21 protein-coding genes are annotated in these 22,847 nt (G+C 53.1%); 7 read left to right on the top strand and 14 right to left on the bottom strand.

All coding sequences use genetic code 11. The annotated features are described in order from the left end of the window. Positions 1 to 19 precede the first annotated feature (19 nt). Positions 20 to 1,705 (bottom strand): DUF885 family protein, encoded by a 1,686-nt coding sequence (locus L0M99_RS00665; RefSeq protein WP_238127427.1) that lies wholly within the window; start codon positions 1,703 to 1,705, stop codon positions 20 to 22. A gap of 82 nt (positions 1,706 to 1,787) precedes the next feature. Between L0M99_RS00665 and L0M99_RS00660 the strand changes: the two genes are divergently transcribed. Then, positions 1,788 to 2,438: a class I SAM-dependent methyltransferase gene (locus L0M99_RS00660; protein ID WP_238127426.1), complete on the top strand. Its 651-nt coding sequence runs from the start codon at positions 1,788 to 1,790 to the stop codon at positions 2,436 to 2,438. A gap of 484 nt (positions 2,439 to 2,922) precedes the next feature. Here L0M99_RS00660 and L0M99_RS00655 read toward each other — a convergent pair whose 3' ends face one another. The 4 genes from L0M99_RS00655 to L0M99_RS00640 form a co-directional block, all read right to left on the bottom strand. After that, positions 2,923 to 3,288 (bottom strand): hypothetical protein, encoded by a 366-nt coding sequence (locus tag L0M99_RS00655; protein ID WP_238127425.1) that lies wholly within the window; start codon positions 3,286 to 3,288, stop codon positions 2,923 to 2,925. An 11-nt stretch (positions 3,289 to 3,299) separates the two neighbouring features. Further along, on the bottom strand, positions 3,300 to 3,689 hold the full coding sequence (locus L0M99_RS00650; protein ID WP_238127424.1) for a hypothetical protein: 390 nt from the start codon (positions 3,687 to 3,689) through the stop codon (positions 3,300 to 3,302). A gap of 91 nt (positions 3,690 to 3,780) precedes the next feature. Then, complete coding sequence (locus L0M99_RS00645; RefSeq protein ID WP_278605756.1) at positions 3,781 to 4,008, bottom strand: HypC/HybG/HupF family hydrogenase formation chaperone; 228 nt, start codon at positions 4,006 to 4,008, stop codon at positions 3,781 to 3,783. Between the two features lie 59 nt (positions 4,009 to 4,067). Then, positions 4,068 to 5,324, bottom strand: coding sequence for a nickel-dependent hydrogenase large subunit (locus L0M99_RS00640; protein WP_238127422.1), 1,257 nt, complete (start codon positions 5,322 to 5,324; stop codon positions 4,068 to 4,070). 23 nt (positions 5,325 to 5,347) lie between these two features. Between L0M99_RS00640 and L0M99_RS00635 the strand changes: the two genes are divergently transcribed. After that, positions 5,348 to 5,704 carry a hydrogenase maturation nickel metallochaperone HypA gene (locus L0M99_RS00635; protein ID WP_238127421.1) on the top strand — a complete coding sequence of 119 codons (357 nt, stop codon included), beginning with the start codon at positions 5,348 to 5,350 and terminating at the stop codon, positions 5,702 to 5,704. 65 nt (positions 5,705 to 5,769) lie between these two features. On the opposite strand, the gene L0M99_RS00630 is transcribed toward L0M99_RS00635, so the two are convergent. From L0M99_RS00630 to L0M99_RS00605, 6 genes are all read right to left on the bottom strand, one after another. Then, complete coding sequence (locus L0M99_RS00630; RefSeq protein WP_024058588.1) at positions 5,770 to 6,414, bottom strand: hydrogenase maturation protease; 645 nt, start codon at positions 6,412 to 6,414, stop codon at positions 5,770 to 5,772. Between the two features lie 14 nt (positions 6,415 to 6,428). Continuing rightward, complete coding sequence (cybH, locus tag L0M99_RS00625) at positions 6,429 to 7,742, bottom strand: Ni/Fe-hydrogenase, b-type cytochrome subunit (protein WP_238127420.1); 1,314 nt, start codon at positions 7,740 to 7,742, stop codon at positions 6,429 to 6,431. After that, entirely contained in the window at positions 7,739 to 9,481 is a 1,743-nt protein-coding gene (locus L0M99_RS00620) for a nickel-dependent hydrogenase large subunit (protein ID WP_238127419.1), read from the bottom strand. The genes cybH and L0M99_RS00620 overlap by 4 nt, the downstream gene beginning before the upstream one ends. Further along, complete coding sequence (locus L0M99_RS00615) at positions 9,481 to 10,716, bottom strand: hydrogenase small subunit (protein ID WP_238127418.1); 1,236 nt, start codon at positions 10,714 to 10,716, stop codon at positions 9,481 to 9,483. The genes L0M99_RS00620 and L0M99_RS00615 overlap by 1 nt, the downstream gene beginning before the upstream one ends. A 129-nt stretch (positions 10,717 to 10,845) precedes the next feature. Continuing rightward, complete coding sequence (gene hypB / locus L0M99_RS00610) at positions 10,846 to 11,634, bottom strand: hydrogenase nickel incorporation protein HypB (RefSeq protein ID WP_238127417.1); 789 nt, start codon at positions 11,632 to 11,634, stop codon at positions 10,846 to 10,848. A gap of 1 nt (position 11,635) precedes the next feature. After that, complete coding sequence (locus tag L0M99_RS00605) at positions 11,636 to 11,986, bottom strand: hydrogenase maturation nickel metallochaperone HypA (RefSeq protein WP_238127416.1); 351 nt, start codon at positions 11,984 to 11,986, stop codon at positions 11,636 to 11,638. A gap of 104 nt (positions 11,987 to 12,090) precedes the next feature. On the opposite strand from L0M99_RS00605, the gene hypF reads away from it, so the two are divergent. After that, entirely contained in the window at positions 12,091 to 14,406 is a 2,316-nt protein-coding gene (gene hypF / locus L0M99_RS00600) for a carbamoyltransferase HypF (protein WP_238127415.1), read from the top strand. Between the two features lie 44 nt (positions 14,407 to 14,450). On the opposite strand, the gene hypE is transcribed toward hypF, so the two are convergent. Continuing rightward, the gene (gene hypE / locus L0M99_RS00595; protein WP_238127414.1) at positions 14,451 to 15,581 is read right to left on the bottom strand and encodes a hydrogenase expression/formation protein HypE; all 1,131 of its coding nucleotides are present in this window, start codon (positions 15,579 to 15,581) and stop codon (positions 14,451 to 14,453) included. Between the two features lie 96 nt (positions 15,582 to 15,677). On the opposite strand from hypE, the gene L0M99_RS00590 reads away from it, so the two are divergent. Next, positions 15,678 to 15,944 (top strand): HypC/HybG/HupF family hydrogenase formation chaperone, encoded by a 267-nt coding sequence (locus tag L0M99_RS00590; RefSeq protein WP_238127413.1) that lies wholly within the window; start codon positions 15,678 to 15,680, stop codon positions 15,942 to 15,944. Positions 15,945 to 15,996: 52 nt separating this feature from the next. Continuing rightward, complete coding sequence (gene hypD, locus L0M99_RS00585) at positions 15,997 to 17,145, top strand: hydrogenase formation protein HypD (protein WP_238127412.1); 1,149 nt, start codon at positions 15,997 to 15,999, stop codon at positions 17,143 to 17,145. Between the two features lie 480 nt (positions 17,146 to 17,625). Here hypD and miaA read toward each other — a convergent pair whose 3' ends face one another. Further along, complete coding sequence (gene miaA, locus L0M99_RS00580; RefSeq protein WP_238127411.1) at positions 17,626 to 18,561, bottom strand: tRNA (adenosine(37)-N6)-dimethylallyltransferase MiaA; 936 nt, start codon at positions 18,559 to 18,561, stop codon at positions 17,626 to 17,628. A gap of 8 nt (positions 18,562 to 18,569) precedes the next feature. Beyond that, positions 18,570 to 20,084, bottom strand: coding sequence for a tRNA (N6-isopentenyl adenosine(37)-C2)-methylthiotransferase MiaB (gene miaB, locus L0M99_RS00575; RefSeq protein WP_238127410.1), 1,515 nt, complete (start codon positions 20,082 to 20,084; stop codon positions 18,570 to 18,572). 275 nt (positions 20,085 to 20,359) lie between these two features. Between miaB and L0M99_RS00570 the strand changes: the two genes are divergently transcribed. Both L0M99_RS00570 and L0M99_RS00565 read left to right on the top strand, forming a co-directional pair. Continuing rightward, a complete protein-coding gene (locus L0M99_RS00570; RefSeq protein ID WP_238127409.1) occupies positions 20,360 to 21,391 on the top strand; it encodes a lipid II:glycine glycyltransferase FemX in 1,032 nt (343 codons plus the stop codon). A gap of 169 nt (positions 21,392 to 21,560) precedes the next feature. Beyond that, positions 21,561 to 22,781: a DUF1015 domain-containing protein gene (locus L0M99_RS00565; RefSeq protein WP_024058574.1), complete on the top strand. Its 1,221-nt coding sequence runs from the start codon at positions 21,561 to 21,563 to the stop codon at positions 22,779 to 22,781. Positions 22,782 to 22,847: the final 66 nt, after the last annotated feature.

Genomic DNA, 22,847 nt, shown 5'->3' with positions numbered 1-22,847 from the left:
GCGGCAGTAACTGCTTGGTCTAATCGGAAACGGCGTCCGCGAGTACCTCAAAATGAACTGCTCCGGCCGGGGCAACTTTCCGCACAAAATCCGCAAAGCCGCTGCCCCCAGAGGCTAGGAATTGCTGATAAATCGCTTTCCAACGCCGCCATCCGTACCAAGGAGCCACACTCAACGCGGGAACCCCTAGGTATCGTTGACGCAACAGCACCCGGCTCCCGGGGAGCGATACGGTATCGCGGAGGTATTCGACAGCCTCCGGTAGTCCCCAAGTTTTCCCTTCCCCTTGCGCTCCGTATAACTGCAGATCCGCTAGAGCCAGCGCTACATAACTCGTAAGGCGTTCCTGGATTTTCAAACTGATCTCACTAGGGATATCCCAAAGTTTCGGCGCCATTTCCAGGGCGAAAAGATCCCAACCCAAATTGGATACTGGCAAATGTGCAGCTATCCGCGTAAACAGATTAGCGCCGAAAGCTTCACGCGCTCGCGAGTAGAGATGAGAGCCAGGAATGCCCTTTTCCAGAGCAGCTAGCGCAAAGTAGCGGTTATCAATTTCTAGGAAAGAGTCGAAGGCTTCACCACTAGTAACCGTAGGGTTCTCGGTGTCTTGATAGGAATAGGGAGCCCTGCTGACAGCGCACTTGCGCGGTAAAACCCGATTGTTTTTTGACAGTCCGATTCCCGCTGAATAGTAAGGATGTACCAGGCAACCGTGGGGATCATTTTCCCATTTCAAGGGAAAGATTTCGGGATTTACCAGCTCGGATAGTTCCGCATCCACCTGGGAGTGAAAACCTTCCCAAGCATCTTCCATCGCCCAAGTTAGTACGTTAAAGCCATCTGCAACTTCTAAATCAGAGAGTCGATAGGCATGCTTATCCCCCAACTCGCTCCGCAACTGGTCACAGGAAGCCCGCAGGCGCGCCAAATCTTGACTAGCTGTTTCAAAAAGCTCACCCGGATTGGGCTCAGTGACTCCTATGCCCGATAAGGAAATAAAATATGAGTGCGGATCAATCGGACCAATGGGCGAACATGCCGGCAGAATTTCCTGTTTCAAATAATCTGCAATCTCTGAAAAGACGCCTTGAGCAGTAGAAACTCCCCGCTCAAATGCCCGCTTACTCATTTGCGACAGGCGGGTATTGCTCATCTCCGCGCGTTTACATTCATAAATATCATGCTCTGGATTCGCCAGGATGGTTGCCTGCCCCAAAATCATTTCCATGACTTCCCGGGGGAACGTCCAGCCACGATCTCTAGATTCTTTCATCGTGGTTTTTAGTCCCGTAAACGCTTGGTCAAGAGCCAGGAATCTGCGGGTAAGATTACCCACCGCTGCCTCGCTGCTTACATCCATTAGTTTGAGCGTTTCCGCAAACACTTGGATCGGCGAGTTGGTTCCGCTAATCTCGGAAGTTAAAAACCCAGATTCGAACTTTTCTTGTTCCGCGCGTGCCCAAAGGGTAAATCCCTGGGCTTCTCGGATCTCACGAGCTGATCCCTTTGGGGTCTTTGCCACCCGCTCTAAAGTGTCTTTTCGCAGATTGTAGCGTTCAGAAATCCCCGGAGGCGAATAATCCGGCAAGAAAGCGTCATATCCGGAGATTCCCCACTCGGATGCTTTGAAAGGGTCAATCCGGGCATAGGCGGTGACGTATTGATCAAGTACGCTATCGATCTGCTTAACCTCGTTAGTCAATCGCACCTCCTATTCTCTTCGCTCACGGCCTGCCACCGGTAGTCCCGGCTAGATCGCTAGGCTATCGGTTTAGCCCTATATTATGGCTTACCCGCACGAGGAAACTAAAAATAATACTCTAGAAGTGATGGAACAGTATTTCACGGATCAACCCGCCGCACTTGCGGCAGAACGCACCCCTATCGAGGTGATTTTGGCTGGCAAAAAACTAAGCTTAGAGGGCGCGCAGGGAGTGTTTTCTGCTCGCCAGCTAGATAAAGCCACCTCGGTACTATTAGCTGAAGCACCTGCCCCACCTGAAGCCGGTACTTTCTTGGATCTAGGTTGTGGCTGGGGTCCGCTAGCAATCAGCCTAGGGCTTTTAAGCCCTAACTCACAGGTGCTAGCAGTTGACGTCAGTGAACGCGCCCGAGATCTCACCCGCACGAATGCCCAGCGAGCAGGAGTTTGCCTGCAGGTAGGCTCGCCTGAGGAGATTTTCGCGGCCGCAAAAGCTGCCGGAGGACTCGATCTGATCTGGTCTAATCCCCCGGTGCGGATCGGGAAAAAACCACTTCAAGAGCTACTGCTCACCTGGTTGCCGTTATTAAATCCGGGTGGAGAAGCGATTTTAGTTATGGGGAAGAATCTAGGCGCAGATTCGATGCAAAAGTGGCTGTGCGCGCAAGGGTTCCCCACCCGCCGCCTGGCCTCCAAGAAAGGTTTTCGCCTGTTAGCCGTCTCCCCTGCCTAGTTTGCGACTAGTCCCGGAATACGCGGGGGATAACTTTTTCCTCCCGCCCAAGAATTCGAACAGTACCTGTGCTGGTAGGTCTGGCTCGGTAAAAGCACTCCGGGGCCCCGTGAGCTTCGCAAAGCTCAGCTCAAGCCCCTCTCGTATCTTTTACCGGCCGCGACCATACCCTAGCCGCGGTTGTTCTTCCTGCCCAAGAATTCGGAAAACGTAGCGACGTTTTCCGAATTCTTATGCCCACCGCACCCACTCGGATAAAAGTTATCCCCCGCGCTCGCTGGTGCCACCTACGTAAGGGTCGAGCCGTAAAAGATGCGAGAGGAAAAATGAACTCCCCGCGTTTATTAGAGCTAGTGCCTGTTCATGAGCTACTGCAGATATAACAAGCGCGGGCAGATACTTTTCTCAGTATCTGCCCGCGTAGCTGCGGAATTTTATTTATTTATTCAGCAAGTTTTCCCTGGTAGAAGAACTGGTGGTTGCCTTAATGAGAAGCCACTAAATCTTTCGCACCGGCGCTGGCATCCCGGTCAAGACCGGTTTCTCGCCTAGCCATCTGGGTGCGCACTCCCCGCGGATCCTTAACAATCAGGTAACCGATCCAGACAATGCCGGCCAGTGCCACCACAAACAACCCCAAGTAGGCATCGTTGAGCATATCGCTGGCTGCGGGAGTAAACACCTCCGCGCCCACTTCAATATATTCAGCTGCCAGATCAACCATCCACATTAAGGAAGCTCCCCAATACATCCAGCACAGCAGATCTACCCGCATTTTTGACTGGGGTGCGTGCGCGTACCACCAGGCAGTACTGGCAATCGCCGCGAAAAGCGTAATCACTAGAGTCATGGTTTATGTCCTTAAGCGTCGATCTTCTCGGTAACTACTTTGGTGCGGCGTTCACTGGCGCGAATCAGGGCGAGCCCAATCCCCCAAACTGCGGTGACCAGCAGTGCCATCCCGACACCCACGGTACCCATCTCAAATAGCATCTGCTGGGTGGTGGAACGCTCTGTGAGCGCTGAAAGGAAGGGGAAATAAGGGATTACTTCCCCATGCCAGAGGTGCTCAAAAGCTAGCAGCAACGCTCCGCCCCATAACAGGTTGGTTAGCCAGGTCAGCTTGCGAACTAGATTTAAAGAACGTTCGGTGCTTTCCGGGGTGGCGCCGTTGCGGCTTTTCCTTGCGATCTGTTTCTTAGCTACCGTTACTGCCGCTGCTTCAGCAGCAGGAACAATAAAACATGCCATGATAACTCCTTCGACTATCTATGAGCTTGCTATCGAGTTTAACAAATAATCCGATTGCGAAAAGAATACTGCCATCGGAGCCTGCCCGCTTCTAGGAGAGCATTCCCAGCTCTCGCCAGGTATCTAGAGATTCCTGGGCTTCCTCGGCGGTTAAACGATTCATTGCAAAACCATTTTGGATGAGGACATAGTCGCCCACGCGCGCCTCGGGAAGATATGCCATACAGGCGTCCTGAACCTGTCCAGCTACATCGATGCGCCCCATCGGCATCACACCTGACTCAATCGATAAGATTTTGCAGGGCACTCCCACGCACATGGCCTTAGTCCTTTCTTGCTGGGATACTGGAATCTCTCACTTCAGGATACCCCTCACTACTAATGCTGGGTATCAACCCGCAGCCCCATTTGCCCTTCCGGCGCCGAGCTGAGTGGCAAACAGGGATCCGCTTCGCGGATTGATTGCTCTAGAGCCGCTTGCCTGACTACATCTTCCCTGTCGATCGCCTCGGTTAATAAATCTGCCAACCAGGGTTCGTTTTGCGCAGTAGGGGTGAGGATCGTGGCGGAAGTAATTATCCCCTGGGAATCGCTGCGGTAGGTATGAGCCAGCAGTCCGCGCGGACCATCCACCAGACCGGTCGCAACTACCTCTTGGAAAGGTACCTGCTCTTGTGGTGGGCACGCTTCTAGCTCCCCTAGCTCAAGCAGGGATAATAGCTCAGAAACTAGCTCGACAGTTTTTTCCAGGACATGCAAAGTAATGATAGCTCTCGCACTAGCAGCATCCCGGCCTCCCGCTAACCAGCGTGCTTGCGCCTTGCTTGCGAGCTCACTGGGTAAATCCCCCACCGAAAGCTGCGCGACCGGGCCTACCCGATAGCGTCCCGGGACTGGACCCAAAGCGCTCAAATAGGGGTGCGGTGCAGGGGCACCCGGATTTTCTTCCGCTACCTGCTGGTTCCATTCTTCGAAGTCAAACTCTTTCCAGGTTGACCCGGCGCGCGCTGCCCGAACTCTGGTTCCAAAAATATCGGGGTTGCCGTCCTCGTTAATCAAAGCTAAATCTGCCCCGGCAAATTGGCTGAATACTTCGGCATGGGATTGCTTGTTGAAAGCGAGTTCGCATAGCTTTTCGGCGCTTGCTATCACTGCCGGTAACTCTGCTTGCAGGTTTTGTAAATCTTCGATATTCGGCAAGTTCCTAACCCCGCCCGGTATGGCGGTAACTGGGAAATGCCCTGGCGATCCTGCCACTACCAGCATTTGTTTTGAAACTTTCTTTAGCCGCACCCCGCTGTCGCGGTCTTGGCGCAAGAAGCGTAGGGAATGGGTTTCCACCACCGATCCGTAATGTAATAGGCGGCGGGTAAGCTCCGCTTCCCGGGAGATTTCAGTATTGCCGCTGAGGGCGTCGAGGGCGCGAATTCCGGCCAAATGGTGCGCTACCGGGCAAATTCCGCACAAATGCTCGGTCATTTTCAATGCTTCCAGGGCAGATTTTCCCACCAACATTCCATCAATCCGCGGCAAACCTTGCAGATCGAAATGGGCATGCGATTTCCCTTGCGAGTCTGGGGATATCACTACCCGTCCTTGCATCGGATCAATGATTTCATCTAAGTTGATTTTCATTACTCTCCTGGGAAAATAAATATATGCATGAACTTGGGTTATTAACTTCAGTAGTGGCGGCGGTGGAAAAAGCAGCCGCTGACGCTGAATATCAGGTTACCCGAGTTGAAAAGGTCGCGCTAAATGTCGGTACCATGTCCGGCGCCATTCCGCAGGCTTTGTATGGTTCCTGGCCAATAGCTCGCGACAACACCATTTGTGCCACGGCCGAGCTGGAAGTCAACTCTATTCCCGCTAGCGTCTACTGCCCCAGCTGCGCTGAAGATGTAGAAATTGACGAATTTTTCGCGCTGCTATGCCCAAAATGCGGCATACCAACTGGCAATCTCACTCACGGCCGCGAGTTTGAAATTTCCTGGGTGGAGTGGGATCAGAGCTAAGGCTCTTTTCTAGGCCAGGTCTAGCGATCGGCCGATTGCAAGCTGCTGATCGCTAACGGTGGGAGCTATTTAAGCCACGAGTCTAGGATTTGGGCAGCATAATCGACTGCCGGTTTGATTCCCGATGCTGCGGCGGAAGTTAAACCTAAGTGTAAATCGACCTTTTCGCTAACTACCCCTACGACTTCTAGCACCTCTGGTTCTTTTCCAGTAAGGCGGGCGGAGCTTAGCACATCAAGCAGTCCTACCTGGTGCGGTGACATCTTCATCGAAAGCAAACGGGGCACATGATCCCCACTCATGTGCAATGCCTGTCCCGGCTGGCGCCCATTGCCGGGAGCTATTGAATCTAGGATCAAAAGCCGCTCGGCTTCTTGCACTACCGGAACCAGTTCCATACCGTTTGTTCCGCCTTCTAGCAGAGACATCTCTCCCCTGGCAATCGCGGCCTTCCAGGCCGGGCGCTGGGATACTAGTCCTTGCAACTCCGCTAGAATCTCCAGGCCAATCCCATCATCACCCATGATGGGATTTCCCACCGCCAAGACGGTAAAGCGACATCCTGCCCAAGGGCTACCATCAGCTTTAGAAATATCCGGCAGAGGCAAATAGTTATCGCTACTGCCCGGCTCTATACGGGGCCGGGAAGGTAAACTCGCAGGAAACCGCGAGTTAGGCAGCTCCGAAGGCGTCAGGTCACTTGCCGACATCTATTCCTTTCTATCTACAGTTCAGGGGCATCGTAGGGCTTTGAGGTACGCCGCATCCAAACCCCACCAGAAATCATCGAAGAAATCCCGCCGTGACGCTCAAGAGAATCTGCCCGGAAAGCAAGATAGATATGCCCGATAACGAAACCCCAGAACATAAACATGATCATGGCGTGGATAAAACGCATCATCGGGATTCCCAGCCAGTCGTTGGGAGCAGCCAATATTTGCCAGAAAAGGTTGGTATTTTTGTACGGCAATGCATACAGTGCTACTCCGATAAGCATCTGGAAAGCCCCAAGGATATAGATAGAGGTGTAGGCCATCTGCTGCAACGGATTGTGCGCCACATAGAGAGGGCTTTCTTTCCGTAGGAAGAGGTAAAAACCTACGGTCTCTTTGAAATTGATCCAGTCTTGCTTCTTCTTAAATGACCAGAAAGTTTCCCATCTCATATAGCGGTCTTTGGAGATGAAGGCAATAATCACCCGGGCAGCCCCTACCGCCAACCAAGCAAATGCTGCTGTGAAGTGGATGAAACGCATGATCCCCATGAGGAATCCGGGATCAATTCCCCGAAAGAAAGTATCCCCAAAGAACGGATCCATAATGTAGTAGCCAGTTACGGAAAGGGTCACTATCAGAAAAACGTTAAACCAATGCAGGAAACGCAAGCTAGCGGACCAGACACTCAGCCTTACCCAATCTTCGCTGGTGGGAGTAAGATCTCTGCCTCGCAAACCGGTACCCACCGGACGCACATTTACGAAGCCTTCCATAGTGAAGGGGCTAATCTTGCCGTTTTCGTCCACGGTGGCGGTTGCCACCCCCAGGCAGCGATAGCCACGCGACCCCGCCATCTGCGCGTTCTTCCTGAGCAAGGTTCGCAGCGATCGCTCGGTTTCAGCGACATTCATCACCGACTCGAGATCCCCCCGGGCAATGATGGTATTACGAGACTCCCCGGTCTTGGTTCGTTTCATATCGTTGATGCGTGCCAGCGAGTAGCGGCGATCCACCGGGGGATCAAAGTTTTTGGCAGGAATCTCAACATTAGGTGCGCCATGGCGGAACCGGTAGCGCAGTGACTCTTTGAGCGCTACATCGACCGGATCGGTGCTGCCTTTAGGAGACACTGCCGCCATTACCAGCAGGCGGCGCAGGGAGATATCCGAACAGCTGAAGCCGCCCCCAACCTCAATCCCCTCGGTTTTGGCGCTATCTTGAGCGAAAAACTCTATTTGGCGATCTTTATTCGCTTTCGCTATAGCTTTGTCAGAGGATTTCTTCGATACTTCTGCAGTTGGCGTTCCCGCTTTGTCGTTCATGACGTCACCGCCTCACCCAGGAGATTGCCATCGGGATCGAGAATATGAACCCCACATGACATACAGGGATCATAGGAATGGATAGTACGCATGGGCTCCAGGGGCGCTTTCGGATCTACCAGCGGATGAGTTCCGGTTCCCATCAGGGATTCTTCGTAGGGGCCGGTAACTCCTTGGGCGTCGCGTCCTCCCGCCAACCAGGTAGTAGGCACTACTGCTTGGTAGCGTTCTACCTTGCCATCTTTAATCGATACCCAGTGTGATAGGTCTCCGCGGGCAACTTCAATAAAGGCGTATCCTTGCGCCTGGGTAGGCCAACTACTCGGATCCCACTTACTGGCATCAAAAACTTCAATATCGCCTTTCTTGATGTTGTTAACCAGGGCGTTGTAATCCTCGCGCATTAAATCTGCGGAGACTACCGCTTCCGCTGCCCGAGCAAAGGTACGTCCCATCGTAGAGTTGATCTGTTTGGGAGTAATACCTAAGGTAGCGATCGCCCCGTCAAGGAGCTTCTTAACCGGTGCGTAACCTTGGGCGTACGCCAACAACATCCGCGCTACCGGTCCGACCTGCATTGGTTTACCCTCATAGCGAGGAGCCTTTGACCAAGTGTATTTATCGCGATCACCTAGCCATTTGAATGGGGGCTTCGGCCCGGTGTAGTTTACCGTGGTCTCGCCCTTATCGGGAGTAAGTCCCTTCTTGTCCCCCACCGAGTACTGGTACCACGCAGAGGTAATAAACTCTTCAATCTTGTTAGGATCGAAAGGATGAACCTTGGTGAGGTCATCGTCGAATATCACACCCGGCTTAATGGCGGTGTGGGGTGAGGACAGACGAGATTTATTCGGGTCACCCGCAAACATCGATCCTGCCAGTCCCACTGCCAAGTAGTTTGGATGGGTAGCACCAATATCGAAGTAGTCTTTGTATACCCCGCCCAAGGCTAAAATATCCGGGTAGTAACAATCCTTTACAAACTCATTAATCTCCTCAACCCAGGTTTTTACTTGATCCATTTGCACCTGGTTGATGGATTCTGAGGACTTCGGATCAATCGAGCAGGCCATGCCACCTACCAGGAAGTTCGGGTGCGGGTTCTTGCCCCCGAATACCGTATTGATCCGAATCATGGAACGTTGGAACTCCAAAGCGTCCAGATAGTGAGCCACACACATCAAATCTGCTTCTGGAGGAAGGCGGTAATCCGAGTGATCCCAATACCCGCCGGTAAACACCGACAGCTGCCCGGAATCCAAAATCTTCTTTACCGTGTCCCGAACTTCGGTGAAGCGTTTCAGGTTATTGCCCCGCCATTTAGAACCGATCGAGTGGGCGAACTCCAGCGCTTTAGCTGGATCTGCTTTCGCGGCATTGGGTACATTAACGAAGTCCAAAGCGTGCAAGTGATAGAAGTGGATCACGTGATCCTGGATTTCTTGCGATCCCAACACTAACGAGCGGATCAACCGCGCATTTTCTGGGGGATTGGAACCGATAGCGTCCTCTACTGCAGTAATGGAAGCAATCGCGTGAACCGAGGTACAAACCCCACAAATACGTTGGACGAAAGCCCAAACATCCCGAGGATCGCGATTTTGAACGATAGTTTCAATTCCTCGGAACTGGGTGCTCACGCTCCAGGCTTTTTTAATCTGCTCGCCTTCGGTTTCCATCTCTATACGCAGATGTCCCTCAATGCGGGTTAACGGGTCGATAACTACTTTTTCAGCCATTATTTCGCCTCACTGTTCTTTTCGTTGGCCTCAGGAACATCTGCGTTGGGGTTTTCCTCCGTTGATGGCGGCTCGGTATCAACATCCGTGGCTTCCCCAAAAGCCGCCATTGGAGAATTCCGGGTGGCTTTTCGATCCGCTGCGGCTCTAGCAGCGGTAACTCCCGCATGTACGGCGACTCCTGCCGCCACTGCGCCGGTAAAGCCCAATCCTACCTTCTCGGCAGTAGCTTCCACTCCGAATCCCGGGACACTGGGCAAGACTTGGTAGAACGGTGAGAAACGATCGAAAAAGTCACGCTCGGTACAGCCGATACAGGGGTGACCGGCACCAATCGGCCACCCTGATTTCATATTCCATTGCACTATCGGGCAGGGACTAAAGGTCGAGGGGCCTTTGCAGCCCACATCGTATAGGCACCATCCCTCCCGTGCGCCAGCATCGTCAAAGGTACGCACGAATTGGCCGGCATCGAAGTGAGGACGACGCGGGCAAGAATCGTGAATCCGCTGACCATAGGCAAAGAGGGGACGTCCCTCGGAATCAACTTCGGGAGGCTCGCCGTGAGTCAAAATATAGGTTAGGGAGGCGGTGATTACTTCCCCAATCGGAGGACAACCAGAAACGTTGATAACCGCTTTGTCTTTAATAATTTCATCTACCCCCACTGCTCCGGTGGGGTTAGGCTTAGCAGCTTGCACCGAACCGTAAACGGCGCAGGCACCCACTGCCAAGATAATGTCTGCGTTCTCAGCAGATTCGCGCAAAACCTGCTCTGCAGATTTGCCACCTATGGTGCAGTAGATACCACCATCTTTAGTGGGAATAGAACCGTTGACCACTAAGATATGCTTTTTGGCGTTAGTTTCAGCCAAAGCTTTTTCTGCCGCCTCACCGGCGGCCGCCATCAGCAGCTCGTTGTAGTTAACCGAAAGTAAGTTCAGTACCACTTCTTCTACCGTGGTTCCCCCGCTACGCAGAGCCGATTCCATACAACCGGTACATTCTTGGAGCTGGAGCCACACCACATTGGGTTTGGTGATCGCCCCTAGTTTATCGGCCAGCTCCTCTGCGGCTTTTTGGGCCGGAGCCGCATGCGCCATCTGGGGAGTACCCACAGCAAAAATTGCTGCCAAGCCAGCACAGTATTTTACGAAATCTCGTCGGCTGACCCCGGCACTGGCGAGGTTATCGGCGAGGGTGCCCTCCCGCCACGGTTTTATCTCATAACTCATTTCCGGTTCCTCACTGGTATTTAAGTTAGACCACAACGTCTGTCGAAATCATTATATCTAGCCACCGCCCACAAATCAGGGTAACCAGCTAATACGTCCACTGATATTACGCAAAAATAATTAGCGTATTCATAGTTGTTGTAGCCACTGAATCCAGGCGTCAATCCCCTGCCCTTTTTCGGCGGAAACTTCCACCACTTTTACCCCCGGGTTGACCTGCTTCAAGTATCCGCGGAAGCGATCCATATCAAAGTTAAGATAGGGCGCCAGATCCATCTTGTTAACCACCACGATCTCTACCGAGCGGAACATCACCGGGTACTTTAGGGGCTTATCTTCGCCCTCGGTAATAGAGAACACCATCGCTTTGGCGTTCTCCCCCACGTCAAACTCTGCCGGGCACACCAGGTTGCCCACATTCTCGATAATCACCAGGTCAAGTTGGCTGAGGTCTAAACCATCCAAAGTGTGATGCACCATAGGGGCATCCAAGTGGCATTCACCCCCGAAGCCTTGGCCGGTGTTGAGCAGGGAAATTTGAGCGCCATAACCGCGGAGGCGATCGGCATCCAAAGGAGTCTCGATATCGCCTTCAATAATTCCGATCCGCATTTTTCCTTGCAGTTCAGCCAGGGTGCGCTCCAGCAGAGTGGTTTTCCCCGATCCCGGCGAACTCATCAGGTTAACCACTTTCACGTTGTGTTCTGCGAACGCCTGGCGATTATGCTCTGCCAAGTGGTCGTTTTCCGCATAAATATCTTCTAGGATTTCAATGCGTTCCTTCTCGGTGTCATATCCCGAGTGATCTCCGATTACCTCCGGATCAGCTACATAGTCACCATGATCGTGATGGTGGGTATGATCCCCATGATCGTGTGAATGTACCGTGCCATCATCGTGGCGATGAAAACGTCCCATTTTATTCCTTCCCTAAGGGTGTTACCTCAATAGAAACCACTCTAAACTCTTCCCCACTAATTATCTGCAGATCCCGCGAGGAGCATTCTTGGCAGCGAAAATCCAACACTTCCCGCAATTGGGTGATTGCTTCGCATTTACGGCAAGACACCACCGCCGGTATTTCGGTGATATTGAGCCGGGCAGGACCGCGCAAAGTATTCTTACGAACCGCTCCCCAGGCGAAATGGAGAGCTTCGGGAACCACTTGCCGTAAGTGCCCTACCTCTAACTCGACCTCTAGCACCTCCCGGCCAGCAGCGTTCCGCGAGACTATCCGCGCAAGTTGACGCGAAAGCGCAACTTCGTGCATGACCCTCCTTGAGTTCGTGACTTGCCGCTCACAGCGGAACCCTCTTAACCTTACCCGCTTCCCTTGACGCGGGTTAGCGCTAGGGTGGAAGTTGTTGATTTTCTATGAGGAGGACCCAGGTGCGGCGAGCCTATCGACTGAAAGGCGTGGTGCAAGGAGTAGGTTTTCGCCCCCACGTAGCCAAAGTGGCCTCAGGTTTTCCCTTAAGCGGCTTCGTGGGAAACGACGACGAGTCGGTTTTTATCGAAGCCCAAGGCGCCGCCAGCGATATTGATAACTTCATGGCGAAAATGCTGGCGACTCTCCCTCCCCTCGCTCAGGTTCTGCATACCGCTGCCTGCGATATTGCCGATATTGAGGGCGAAAGCGGATTTAGGATTGTGTCTTCGCGGCGGCGGGCTGGCACGCGCACTCTGATTCCCTCCGATACCGCTACCTGCCCCGATTGCTGCCAAGAAATGGCCGACCCAAATAATCGACGTTACCACTACCCTTTCACTACCTGCACAAATTGTGGCCCGCGAGCAACGATTATGCGTGATTTACCCTATGATCGGGACACCACCACTATGGTTAAATTCCCGATGTGTCCGGCTTGCCAGGCAGAATATACCGATCCAAAAAATCGGCGCTACCACGCACAACCGGTTAGCTGTTTTGATTGCGGACCAGTGTTGTGGGTAAGCGATACTGCCAACCCAAATCTGCGTCCTCCTTCGGGAGATCGCCGCCCCTTGATCGCCGGAGCCTTAGACGAAGCTCGAGCCCGTTTGCTACGGGGAGAAATCCTGGCGGTGAAAGGTATTGGCGGTTTTCATCTAATGTGTGATGCCCGCAATGAAGAAGCAGTAGCCCGGCTACGCAAACGGAAAAATCGCGGAGAGAAACCGTTTGCAGTGATGGCTCCCAATATTGAGGCTGCTAGCCGGCTGGCGCGGCTAAGTGATTCCCAGTTAAAAGAGCTGGCCTGCCCGGCGCGCCCCATCATAATTGCTCCTTTCGGCTCCGAATATAATCTAGCGCCCGCGGTGGCTCCCGGGTTGGGGGACGTGGGGATACTTTTGCCCTATGCTCCTTTGCACTTAGAGCTTTTGAGTGCTGACTGCTCGGACATGGCACTGGTGGCAACCTCGGGGAACCTGGCAGGAGAACCCCTGTGTTTTACTAACGAGGACGCCTGCGAACGTTTGACCCGGATTGCGGACGGGTTTGTTTTCCATGACCGGGATATTTATTTGCCGATGGAGGACTCGGTATTTCTGGCTAACCCGCAAGTAACTATCCCTTCCCGGCGTTCGCGTGGCTACGCACCGCTGCCGGTGGCGCTCCCGCAGGTAGCCACGGCACCTACCTTGGCAATCGGAGGGGAGCTAAAAAATACTTTTTGCCTGGCCAGCGGGGATTGGGCACATCTGTCGGGGCATATTGGCGACATGGGCACTCTTGCCAGTCAGGAGGCCTTAGACAGGGCGGTAACCCAGATGTTGAATTTCCAGCATTCCCAGCCCGAAAAAGTGGTTTGCGACCTGCACCCTGCCTATTCCACGGTCAGTTGGGCTTCCCGTTTTGCCGACCAGCGCAACATCGAGTTATTGCAGATCCAACACCATGTAGCGCACGCCTATAGCCTACTGGCGGAACGCTCCCACCTGGATCCGACGGTAATCGTGGCAGTAGATGGCACCGGGTATGGAACCGATGGCACTATCTGGGGAGGAGAAATCCTGGAGATTGCGGGAGACACATGGCAACGCCGCGCTCACCTGCCCTCATTTAGCTTGGTAGGAGGCGACCGGGCAGTGCGTTATCCCTGGCGAGCCGCTTTAGGGATCGCCCATGATTGGAATCTGGATCGGATTACCCAAGTGATCAGCACCGAAATTGGCGTGCGCCAGGGAAACAGCTCCGAGGTCGAACTGGTAAAAAGCCAGTTAAACACGGGATTTGGAGTAGTATCCACCACTAGCTGTGGCAGATTATTTGACGCTGCAGCTGCCATTTTGGGAATCTGCACATCGGTCACCTACGAGGCGCAAGCGGCCATGGAATTAGAGCACGCTGCCACCAGCTGGGCAAACAGACATATAGGTGCACCAGCTTTTCGCTTTAACAGCTACCGGGAACTTTTCGAGATGCTTGCTGAGGATGATCGGGAAGTTGGTGAGCGCGCCTGGCAGTTTCATCTGGGGCTAGCACAACTACTGGGGCTCCAAACCGCAGAAACCGCGGAAAAAGCGGGGATCACGACCGTGGGGCTGACCGGCGGGGTCGCTCTGAATCGCCTATTTAGCAGTCATTTCACGCGGATAATGCACGAAAACGGCTATGTAGTCTTGACTCACCAGACCGTGCCCCCAAATGATGGGGGTCTGAGCCTAGGACAGGCGTGGGCAGCTATTTTAGGGGCAAGCGAAGGCTAATACCACTAGGCACACTCCTACCTTTGACGCCTTCCCCTGGATAGTTAGCAGATTCGCGGTAGCGGATCGCCCACCAACATATCAATCATCCGAGTACCCCCGAAAGCGGTCACCATCACCACCGATGACTCCGGTTTGGAAACTACCCGTCCGATATTGGCGGCTTCTTCCCCACCCGGAAGTGCCCGCAGTACTTCCAGCGCGGTATCTACCTGGTCAGCGGGAACTACTGCACAGAACATACCTTCGTTCGCCACATAGATAGGGTCAATCCCCAACATATCGCAGGCACCGCGGGTCATATCGTGTACCGGAATAGATTCGTCCTCGATAGCTATCCCCCAGCCACTCGCCACCGCTAGTTCGTTCAGTACCGTCCCCAGTCCGCCGCGAGTAGCATCCCGCATCCAGCGAGTATCCGGAACCGCTGCCATTAAGGCTTCAACCAGGTGATTAACCGCGCGAGTATCAGATTTAATCGGAGCTTCAATCGCCAAATCCCCGCGTGCCATCATCACCGACATCCCGTGATCTGCAATCGCTCCCGAAATAATAATCCGGTCACCGCGCTGCACCTGGCTAGCACCCAGCTGACGATCACCTGGCACAATCCCGATTCCGGCAGTGTTAATAAATAGTTTGTCGCCGCTGCCTTTGGGAACCACTTTGGTATCGCCGGTAACGATTCTTACCCCCGCGTTCTCGGCGGCATCTCGCATCGCCTGCACCTCGCGGCGTAAATCTGCGATGGGCAAGCCCTCTTCCAAAATAAAACCGGCACTAATCACTTTGGGGATAGCGCCCGAAACTGCCAGGTCATTGACAGTCCCATTTACCGCTAACTCCCCAATAGAGCCACCGGGGAAGACGATGGGATTAACCACATAAGAATCAGTGGACATTGCCAACTTGCCGCCAGCAAAACTAGCGTCCTCGCTGTCAGAGCCCAGCAGTTCTGCCAGGGGCAGCACCCCCGCATCATTTAATTCCGCAAGTACCTCGTTTCCATAACCAGAAACGAAAACTTGATCAACCAGGGCAGCCGAAGCTTTCCCGCCCGCCCCATGCGACAAGGTCACGTAGTCATCTTTGAGTTTCATGCCGCGACTGCGCACCCGGGCAATATTGGAGTTTACTTTTGCTTCGTCTTGATTAAGCCGGTTTTTCGGATCCACATATCGATAATTGCACAACGGGGTGTCATTTTCATCTTTTGATAGCTCAACTAAATGTCAGTAATCTGGAAAAGAAGCTTGCTAAAGGAGATTCATATGTGTTTGGGAGTACCAGCCGAAATCGTAGCATTCGACGAAACCGAGAGCGGTCGCGCCAAAGTTTCACTATCTGGAGTGGAGCGCATGATTTCCACGGATTTACTGGCAGACGAAGGTTTAAAAGTAGGCGACTGGGTGCTGGTACACGTAGGTTTCGCCATGTCACAGATTGATGCCGATGAAGCCGCCACCACATTGGAGCAGATAAAAAAGTTAGGACAGTTCGAGGACGAACTAGAACAGTTCAAGACCACCTCGGTTTAACCGTCCCTGCCTTACCTAAAGAATCTTTTGATCGTGAAATGAGACAGAACAAATGAAGTACGTTGACGAATTCCGTGACCCCCAGTTTGCGCGCCAACTGGTAAAACGTATCAACGCGGAGGCTAAGCATTTTGAGCGCCCGCTAGCGTTTATGGAGATTTGTGGCGGACACACCCACACTATTTACCGGCACGGTTTAGAGCATCTTTTACCAGAAAACGTACAGTTTATTCATGGTCCCGGCTGCCCGGTATGTGTAATCCCCATGGGTAGGGTCGATGACGCCCTCTGGCTGGCTAATCAACCGGACGTCATCTTGACGACTTTCGGGGACATGATGCGGGTACCCGGCTCCCAAGAATCCCTACTACAGGCGAGGGCGCGAGGACGTGATGTACGTTTCGTCTATTCTCCCCTGGACGCCCTCAAAATTGCGAAAGAAAACCCGGATAAGCAGGTAATTTTCTTTGCTATCGGGTTTGAAACTACCGCCCCCTCGACCGCCGTTACCCTGGTAGCTGCTAAGAAACAGCAAGTAAAGAACTTTTCCGTGTTCTCTAACCACGTGAAAATCGAGCCACCACTGCGGGCAATCGTAGGCGCGGATGAAACCCGGATTGATGGTTTTATAGGGCCCGGTCACGTAGCCACCGTCGTCGGCTCGGATGCCTTCAAATTCTTGCCCACAGAATACAATAAACCGGTGGTAGTAACCGGTTTTGAGCCGCTCGATATTTTGCAGTCGGTAGCCATGCTAATCGACCAATACCTATCGGGAGCAGTCGAACGCGGTGAGGCGCGAGTAGAAAACCAGTATTCGCGAGTAGTACGTCCCGAAGGTAACTTGGCGGCTTTAAAACTGCTTGACCGGGTATTTTCCACCCGTGACACTTTCGAGTGGCGAGGCTTAGGGTGGATGCCCTACTCCGGGATGGGGATTTCCGAGGAATTCGCCGCCTGGGACGCGGAGCGACTGTACAAGGTGCCAGGCGTGCGGGTTCCCGATCCCCCAGCTTGTGAATGTGGATCGGTACTCACTGGGCGAATCAAACCTTGGGAATGTAAAGTCTTTGGCACTGCGTGTTCGCCCGAAAAACCCATCGGTACCTGCATGGTTTCCCCCGAGGGAGCGTGCGCCGCGTTCTATAACTTCGGTCGCATTGACCGGGAAACCGCCCACGCTATCGTTATTGAGGATTAGTAGGGGCTGACTCGGTAAAAGCTCCAAATGAGTTAGGGTGTGATTCCCCTCCGGCGGGAGGGGTGGATTTTGCCTCGCGCCCCGAAATCCGGAAAATACTCTGGCATTTTCACGGATTTAACGCCCGAAGCCTACCCCTCGACATAAATCCACCCCTCCCGTGTTCGACCGGCAACGTCCCTTTCGCCCGCATAGATTCCGTGCATCTGACCGGCTCTGACTGGGCACGCGGGGGATAGTTTTTTCCTCCTGCCCAAGATCCGTATTTGCCTGCGTCAAATACGGATCTACGCCCGCCCAGCCTATCGGATAAAAACTATCCCCCGCATGAAGACGGTTTGGTACGACAAAGCATCCTAAACGAGAGGGCGAGGTTTTATCCGAGTGGGCGCGGTGGGCATAAGAATTTGGAAAACGCCGCTACGTTTTCCAAATTCTTGGGCGGGAGGAAAAATCTCGCCCCCTCGTGATGCGTTGCTACTACTTAATTCCAAGGAGGGTCAGGGCTTGTTCTAGGTTGGCGGATGTGCCGGCTTCGCCGTCTAACCAATGGATTCTGGGGTCTTTTCGGAACCATTTACGTTGTTTACGGGCAAGCTGCCGAGTTTGCAGCGCTATTTGCTCAGCAGCCTCGTCGCGAGTGATTTTTCCGGCTAGCAAATCCATAACCGCCTGGTAGCCGGTAGCCCGGCAAGCAGTGGGAGTGTCTGCCAGTCCCTGTTTTTGCAGCTCCTCAACTTCCGCGATAAATCCTTGCGCCAGCATTTGGGTGGTGCGCTGGGATATGCGCTCATCAAGCACGGGAAGCGGCCAGGAGATTCCCAATTGCAAAGCAGGCTGGAAGTATTCCCGCCGCGGCATAGTGGCAGAGAATTTCTTGCCGGTTAGCTCGTAGACTTCCAGGGCGCGAATCACCCGGCGTTCATTAGCCGGCACGATTCTGGCTGCGGACTGGGGATCAACTTCGGCGAGGCGTTGATGCATTTTCTCCATCCCCAGCTGCGCTGCCTGTGCTTCCAGCCGAGCTCTAATAGCACTATCGGTTCCGGGAAACTCGATTTTGTCAAGGGCGGCGCGCACATATAGTCCGCTCCCCCCTACCAATATCGGCAGGGCATTGCGCGAGCGAATCTGCTCAATAACTTGGCGGCAACTGCGCTGATAATCAGCTACTGACGCTTTTTCCTCTAGCTGTAAAACATCTAACAGGTGATGCGGGATTCCCCTGCGCTCATCTACCGGAATCTTCGCGGTTCCGATATTCATACCGCGATACAGCTGGAAAGCATCAGCCGAAATAATCTCGCAAGCGATTCCTCTCTCCCCCAACGCCGCAGCTAAGTGCAGGGAAAAACCAGACTTACCCGAGGCAGTTAGCCCGACTACCGCTAAGAGCGGAAGCTTGGAGGAATCCATTAGACCACCTATCTGCGAGGACGAATGGCGGGAATTCCCAGTGAAACCTGCTGGGAGTATTCTTCCTGCTTACTCTGACGCGCCTGCCAAGCATCCCCGGCTCTGGTAGGGCGCACCGAGAATAATCCTCCCTCCAAGGCGGAATCCGCGAGCAAGTTATGGGGAGCCCCATGCGTGACAGTAGCCGTAACCATATCTCCCGGTCGCGGCATTTCCTGTCCGGCAGGTAGCGCCACGTGGACTAGGCGTCCATCTCGGGCGCGACCAGATACCCGGTGAGTTTCTTGATCTTTTCGCCCCTCTCCCTCGGAAACTAAAACCTCTACTTGCCTGCCCGCAAGTTTCTGGTTTTCTTCCAAACAAATCTGGTCTTGCAGCGCAATCAACCGGTTGTAGCGTTCCAGTTTCACTTGGTGAGGTACTTGATCTTCCCGGTCAGCCGCCGGAGTGCCAGGACGCGGCGAATACAGGAAGGTAAAGGCAGAGGCAAAACGAGCCTGTGCAACTACCTCTAGAGTCTGCTGGAAATCTTCCTCGGTTTCTCCGGGGAAGCCTACGATAATATCGGTGGAAATCGCGGCCTCGGGCATAGCTTCCCGTACTTTATCCAGTATCCCTAGGAAGCGTTTTTGCCGGTAGGAGCGGCGCATCGCGCGTAAAATAGTATCAGAGCCCGATTGGAGTGGCATATGCAAGGTGGGCATTACGTTTTTAGTTTCCGCCATTGCCCAAATCACGTCATCGCTAAAAGCCGCCGGATGAGGGGAGGTGAAACGTACCCGCTCTAAATCCTCGATATTTCCACAGGCACGCAACAGCTTGGCGAACGCTCCGCGATCTCCAAATCCCGCGCCATAAGAATTGACGTTCTGCCCCAGCAAAGTCACTTCAATCGCGCCTTGAGAAACCACGGCTTCTACTTCTGCCAGCACCTCCCCCGGGCGGCGATCGCGTTCCCGTCCCCGCAGGGAGGGCACAATACAAAACGTACAGGTGTTATTACAGCCAACCGCGATTGACACCCAAGCGGAATAGGGGGATTCTCGCCTGGTGGGCAAAGTGGACGGGAAAACTTGCAGGGACTCTGCGATTTCTACTTCAGCGCGGTGATTGTGCCGTGCCCGCCGAAGCAATGCGGGGAGCACATCTATATTGTGGGTGCCGAATACTGCGTCCACATAGGGAGCTTTTTCAATGATTTTTTCGCGCATCTGCTGCGCTAAGCAACCTCCCACCGCAATTTGCATTCCGGGGCGTTCCCGCTTCACACTGGCCAGTTGCCCGAGGTTTCCAAAGAGGCGGTTAGCTGCAGCTTCGCGTACCGAGCAGGTGTTGATTACTACCACATCAGCGCCGCCGTCCCCGGCATTGGTAGCGCGCTGGGCTGCTTGCGGAACCAGTTCTACCGGTATCAAGCCGTCAGCTTCTAGCAGCCCCGCCATCCGTTCGGAGTCATGCTCATTCATCTGGCAGCCAAGAGTTCGCACATGATAGGTGCGAGGCATTTTATCGTTGCTTGTCATCGCGCTTAAGTCTAATAGGCGAGCTGCCAGTGGCGAAAACGACTGTGACCGAGGGCTCTTTGGCAAGTTGTTTCATTTGTTTCCCCTCTCCCTGGAGGAAAGTAGCGGTTAGCTGTTATCTCCTGCCCACTGATTTACCAGGGAGACGATTTCTTGACCGAGTTCAAAATCGCTGATTAATGGTATTAGTACTGTGCTAAGACAGTAAAGTATTCTAAATTCGGATTTCATTCCGTAACATCTGTAGTTATCTCAAAAAAACGAGGAGAGTTACCGTGCCTATTTTAGATTTAACGGACAGCGAAGCGGTAGCCCGCTATGAAGAATTCGTTGCTACCAGTCGGTACGGTCACGTTATGCAATCGGTTAACTGGGCAAAAGTAAAAAATAACTGGGACAGTGACTACGTTTATTTGGAGGACGATGCGGGAAATATTACCGCCGCTCTCTCCATACTCTCGGTCAAGAATGATGGATCCCACGCTTTTATGTATGCCCCGCGCGGCCCGGTCTGCGATTTTAAAGATATCGACACCGTGAAAGCCTTAGTTGAAGAAGCTGCCGCGGTAATTGAAAAACGTAATGGATTTGTCTTAAGGATGGATCCCGAGTTCGCCTATGACGAGGAAGTACTGGAAAGCTATCGCAATGCCGGCATAGCTAATCTGGCGATCACCACTCGGGGAACTGATGAACACCGCTTCTCCAATCCTCGGATGCATATGATTGCAGACATTAGCATGGGGGCTCATGACGAATTTCTGAAAACGGTAAAATCGAAAAACAAATGTAAAATCAAAGTTCCTTATAAACATGGCCTGGAAACTTTGCGTTTTCATCGTGGTAATCCCGGGTTTGAACCAGCGCTCGATAATTTTTATGAACTAACCAAAATCATGGCGAAGCGCCAGGGAATCACCTATCGCCCTAAAGATTACTTCGTGCGCCTATTTAATGCCTTTCCCCCCCCAGCGGTAACTCTCTATGAAACTCGCACCCCCGAGCATGAGGTACTTTCTTGCGCCATCGCTTTGGGCTTCAACCGGAAGTGTTTTTATATTTATGCTGCTAGTTCCAATGAAAAACGAAATCTGCGTCCTAACTATCAAATGAATAATGAAGCAATAAAGGACGCTATCGAACAGGGATATACCCAATACGATATGGGAGGTATCTACGAGATTGATAACTCCGGGGGCCTCTATAGCTTCAAGAAAGCGTTCTGTGGCGAGGGCGGCCTCATGGAAATGATTGGACAGTTCGACTGGGTTTATGACTCGGACATATACAAAGAATTCAGCAAATAACTGGAGGACGCTCGCTATTTTCCCTGCGCACACGCGGGATTAGGCGCGAATACCCTTAACACCAGCATTAGTTCCCATCTTTCCACTCGCTAATAGGTGGTACGAAACTCCGAAACTGGAGCCAAGCCGATAAGCTGGGGGCAAAGGTAATAGCTTTAAGGAGATTTTGATGCCGAAGTTGCGTCCTTTCCGTGCGCTGCGTCCCACTAGCGAGGCTGCCCCGCGAGTAGTGGCACTGCCCTATGACGTTATGAACCGTGAGGAAGCTAGCGCGCAGGGCAAAGACCCGAACTCTTATCTGCATATCACGCGCGCGGAGATTGATTTGCCCATAAGTGTGGATCAACACGCTGATCAAGTGCATGAGCAAGCCGGCGCCAATCTGGCGGATTTTATTGACCGGGGCGTGCTTGTTCGTGAAAATGAACCTTGCCTATACCTGTACCGGGAGACTTGGCGGGGCTCGAGCCAGGTAGGAATCGTAGGGTGCGCCCAGGTTGCCGATTATCAAGACGGCACTATTAAGCGGCATGAGAAAACTTTAGCGATTAAGGAAGCCGACCGGATTAAACATTTTGACCGGGTGAATGCCCATACCGAACCGGTATTTCTCACCTATCGCGCCCGTGAAGAAATAGATGCCCTCACTGCGCGGGTAACTCAAGAAGAGCCGCTACTCAAAGGAGAAACTCTGGAAGGCACTGTCCATGAGCTTTGGCCGCTCTCGCCGGAAGATACTTCTTTAGCGAGCGAAGTCTTTGAATCATTGGATTACTTTTATATTGCCGACGGACATCACCGCTCGGCTTCCGCCGCAAAAGTAGGACTTTCTCGCCCCCCGCGCGCAGATGCCCCCTGGAATGAATTCCTAGCGGTCGCGGTTCCCGACCATGACCTGCGTTGCCTGCCCTATAATCGGCTAGTGCTTGATTGGGGTGATACTACCCCCGAACAGTTCTTGAAAGACTTATCGCAGGTAGCAGCGCTAACTGAACTGAGCGAGTTTGCGGCCCCGGAAAATGCCGGTGCTTTCAGCATGTATCTAGGCGGAAAATGGTACGCCTGCCGCTTCCATCCTCAGGTTTTAGCTGGTAAAGAGCTGCCTGATTCTTTAGATGTGTCTTTGCTGCAAGAAACTGTGCTCTCTCCCCTGCTGGGAATTACCGATCCGCGCACCAGTGAACGCATCGAGTTCGTAGGCGGGATTCGCGGGGACAGCGAACTTAAAGCAGCGGTAGATAAGGGCGCTGCCTGCGCCTTTTACATGTACCCTACCCAGATTAACCAAGTAATGGAGGTGGCTGACGCGGGTCAAATAATGCCCCCTAAATCCACTTGGTTTGAACCGAAACTGGGCAGCGGCCTGTTCGCTCATCCCTTATGGGATTAGGCGGCAGGCTGCATTTGCTAATTCCCCGACCGCGAACTGCGAACCGGTTTAGGACCTTGAGGTGTA

Source organism: Varibaculum cambriense (assembly GCF_022133705.1).
In the GTDB taxonomy this organism is placed as follows: domain Bacteria; phylum Actinomycetota; class Actinomycetes; order Actinomycetales; family Actinomycetaceae; genus Varibaculum; species Varibaculum cambriense_A.
This window is presented reverse-complemented; position numbering and strand designations above follow the sequence as displayed.

Bases quoted from the DNA above. Each gene is read 5' to 3' on its own strand.
- L0M99_RS00660 (WP_238127426.1), top strand. From the start codon at position 1,788: ATGGCTTACCCGCACGAGGAAACTAAAAATAATACTCTAGAAGTGATG.
- L0M99_RS00655 (WP_238127425.1), bottom strand. From the start codon at position 3,288: ATGACTCTAGTGATTACGCTTTTCGCGGCGATTGCCAGTACTGCCTGG.
- L0M99_RS00650 (WP_238127424.1), bottom strand. From the start codon at position 3,689: ATGGCATGTTTTATTGTTCCTGCTGCTGAAGCAGCGGCAGTAACGGTA.
- L0M99_RS00645 (WP_278605756.1), bottom strand. From the start codon at position 4,008: ATGTGCGTGGGAGTGCCCTGCAAAATCTTATCGATTGAGTCAGGTGTG.
- L0M99_RS00640 (WP_238127422.1), bottom strand. From the start codon at position 5,324: ATGAAAATCAACTTAGATGAAATCATTGATCCGATGCAAGGACGGGTA.
- L0M99_RS00635 (WP_238127421.1), top strand. From the start codon at position 5,348: ATGCATGAACTTGGGTTATTAACTTCAGTAGTGGCGGCGGTGGAAAAA.
- L0M99_RS00630 (WP_024058588.1), bottom strand. From the start codon at position 6,414: ATGTCGGCAAGTGACCTGACGCCTTCGGAGCTGCCTAACTCGCGGTTT.
- cybH (WP_238127420.1), bottom strand. From the start codon at position 7,742: ATGAACGACAAAGCGGGAACGCCAACTGCAGAAGTATCGAAGAAATCC.
- L0M99_RS00620 (WP_238127419.1), bottom strand. From the start codon at position 9,481: ATGGCTGAAAAAGTAGTTATCGACCCGTTAACCCGCATTGAGGGACAT.
- L0M99_RS00615 (WP_238127418.1), bottom strand. From the start codon at position 10,716: ATGAGTTATGAGATAAAACCGTGGCGGGAGGGCACCCTCGCCGATAAC.
- hypB (WP_238127417.1), bottom strand. From the start codon at position 11,634: ATGGGACGTTTTCATCGCCACGATGATGGCACGGTACATTCACACGAT.
- L0M99_RS00605 (WP_238127416.1), bottom strand. From the start codon at position 11,986: ATGCACGAAGTTGCGCTTTCGCGTCAACTTGCGCGGATAGTCTCGCGG.
- hypF (WP_238127415.1), top strand. From the start codon at position 12,091: ATGAGGAGGACCCAGGTGCGGCGAGCCTATCGACTGAAAGGCGTGGTG.
- L0M99_RS00590 (WP_238127413.1), top strand. From the start codon at position 15,678: ATGTGTTTGGGAGTACCAGCCGAAATCGTAGCATTCGACGAAACCGAG.
- hypD (WP_238127412.1), top strand. From the start codon at position 15,997: ATGAAGTACGTTGACGAATTCCGTGACCCCCAGTTTGCGCGCCAACTG.
- miaA (WP_238127411.1), bottom strand. From the start codon at position 18,561: ATGGATTCCTCCAAGCTTCCGCTCTTAGCGGTAGTCGGGCTAACTGCC.
- miaB (WP_238127410.1), bottom strand. From the start codon at position 20,084: ATGACAAGCAACGATAAAATGCCTCGCACCTATCATGTGCGAACTCTT.
- L0M99_RS00565 (WP_024058574.1), top strand. From the start codon at position 21,561: ATGCCGAAGTTGCGTCCTTTCCGTGCGCTGCGTCCCACTAGCGAGGCT.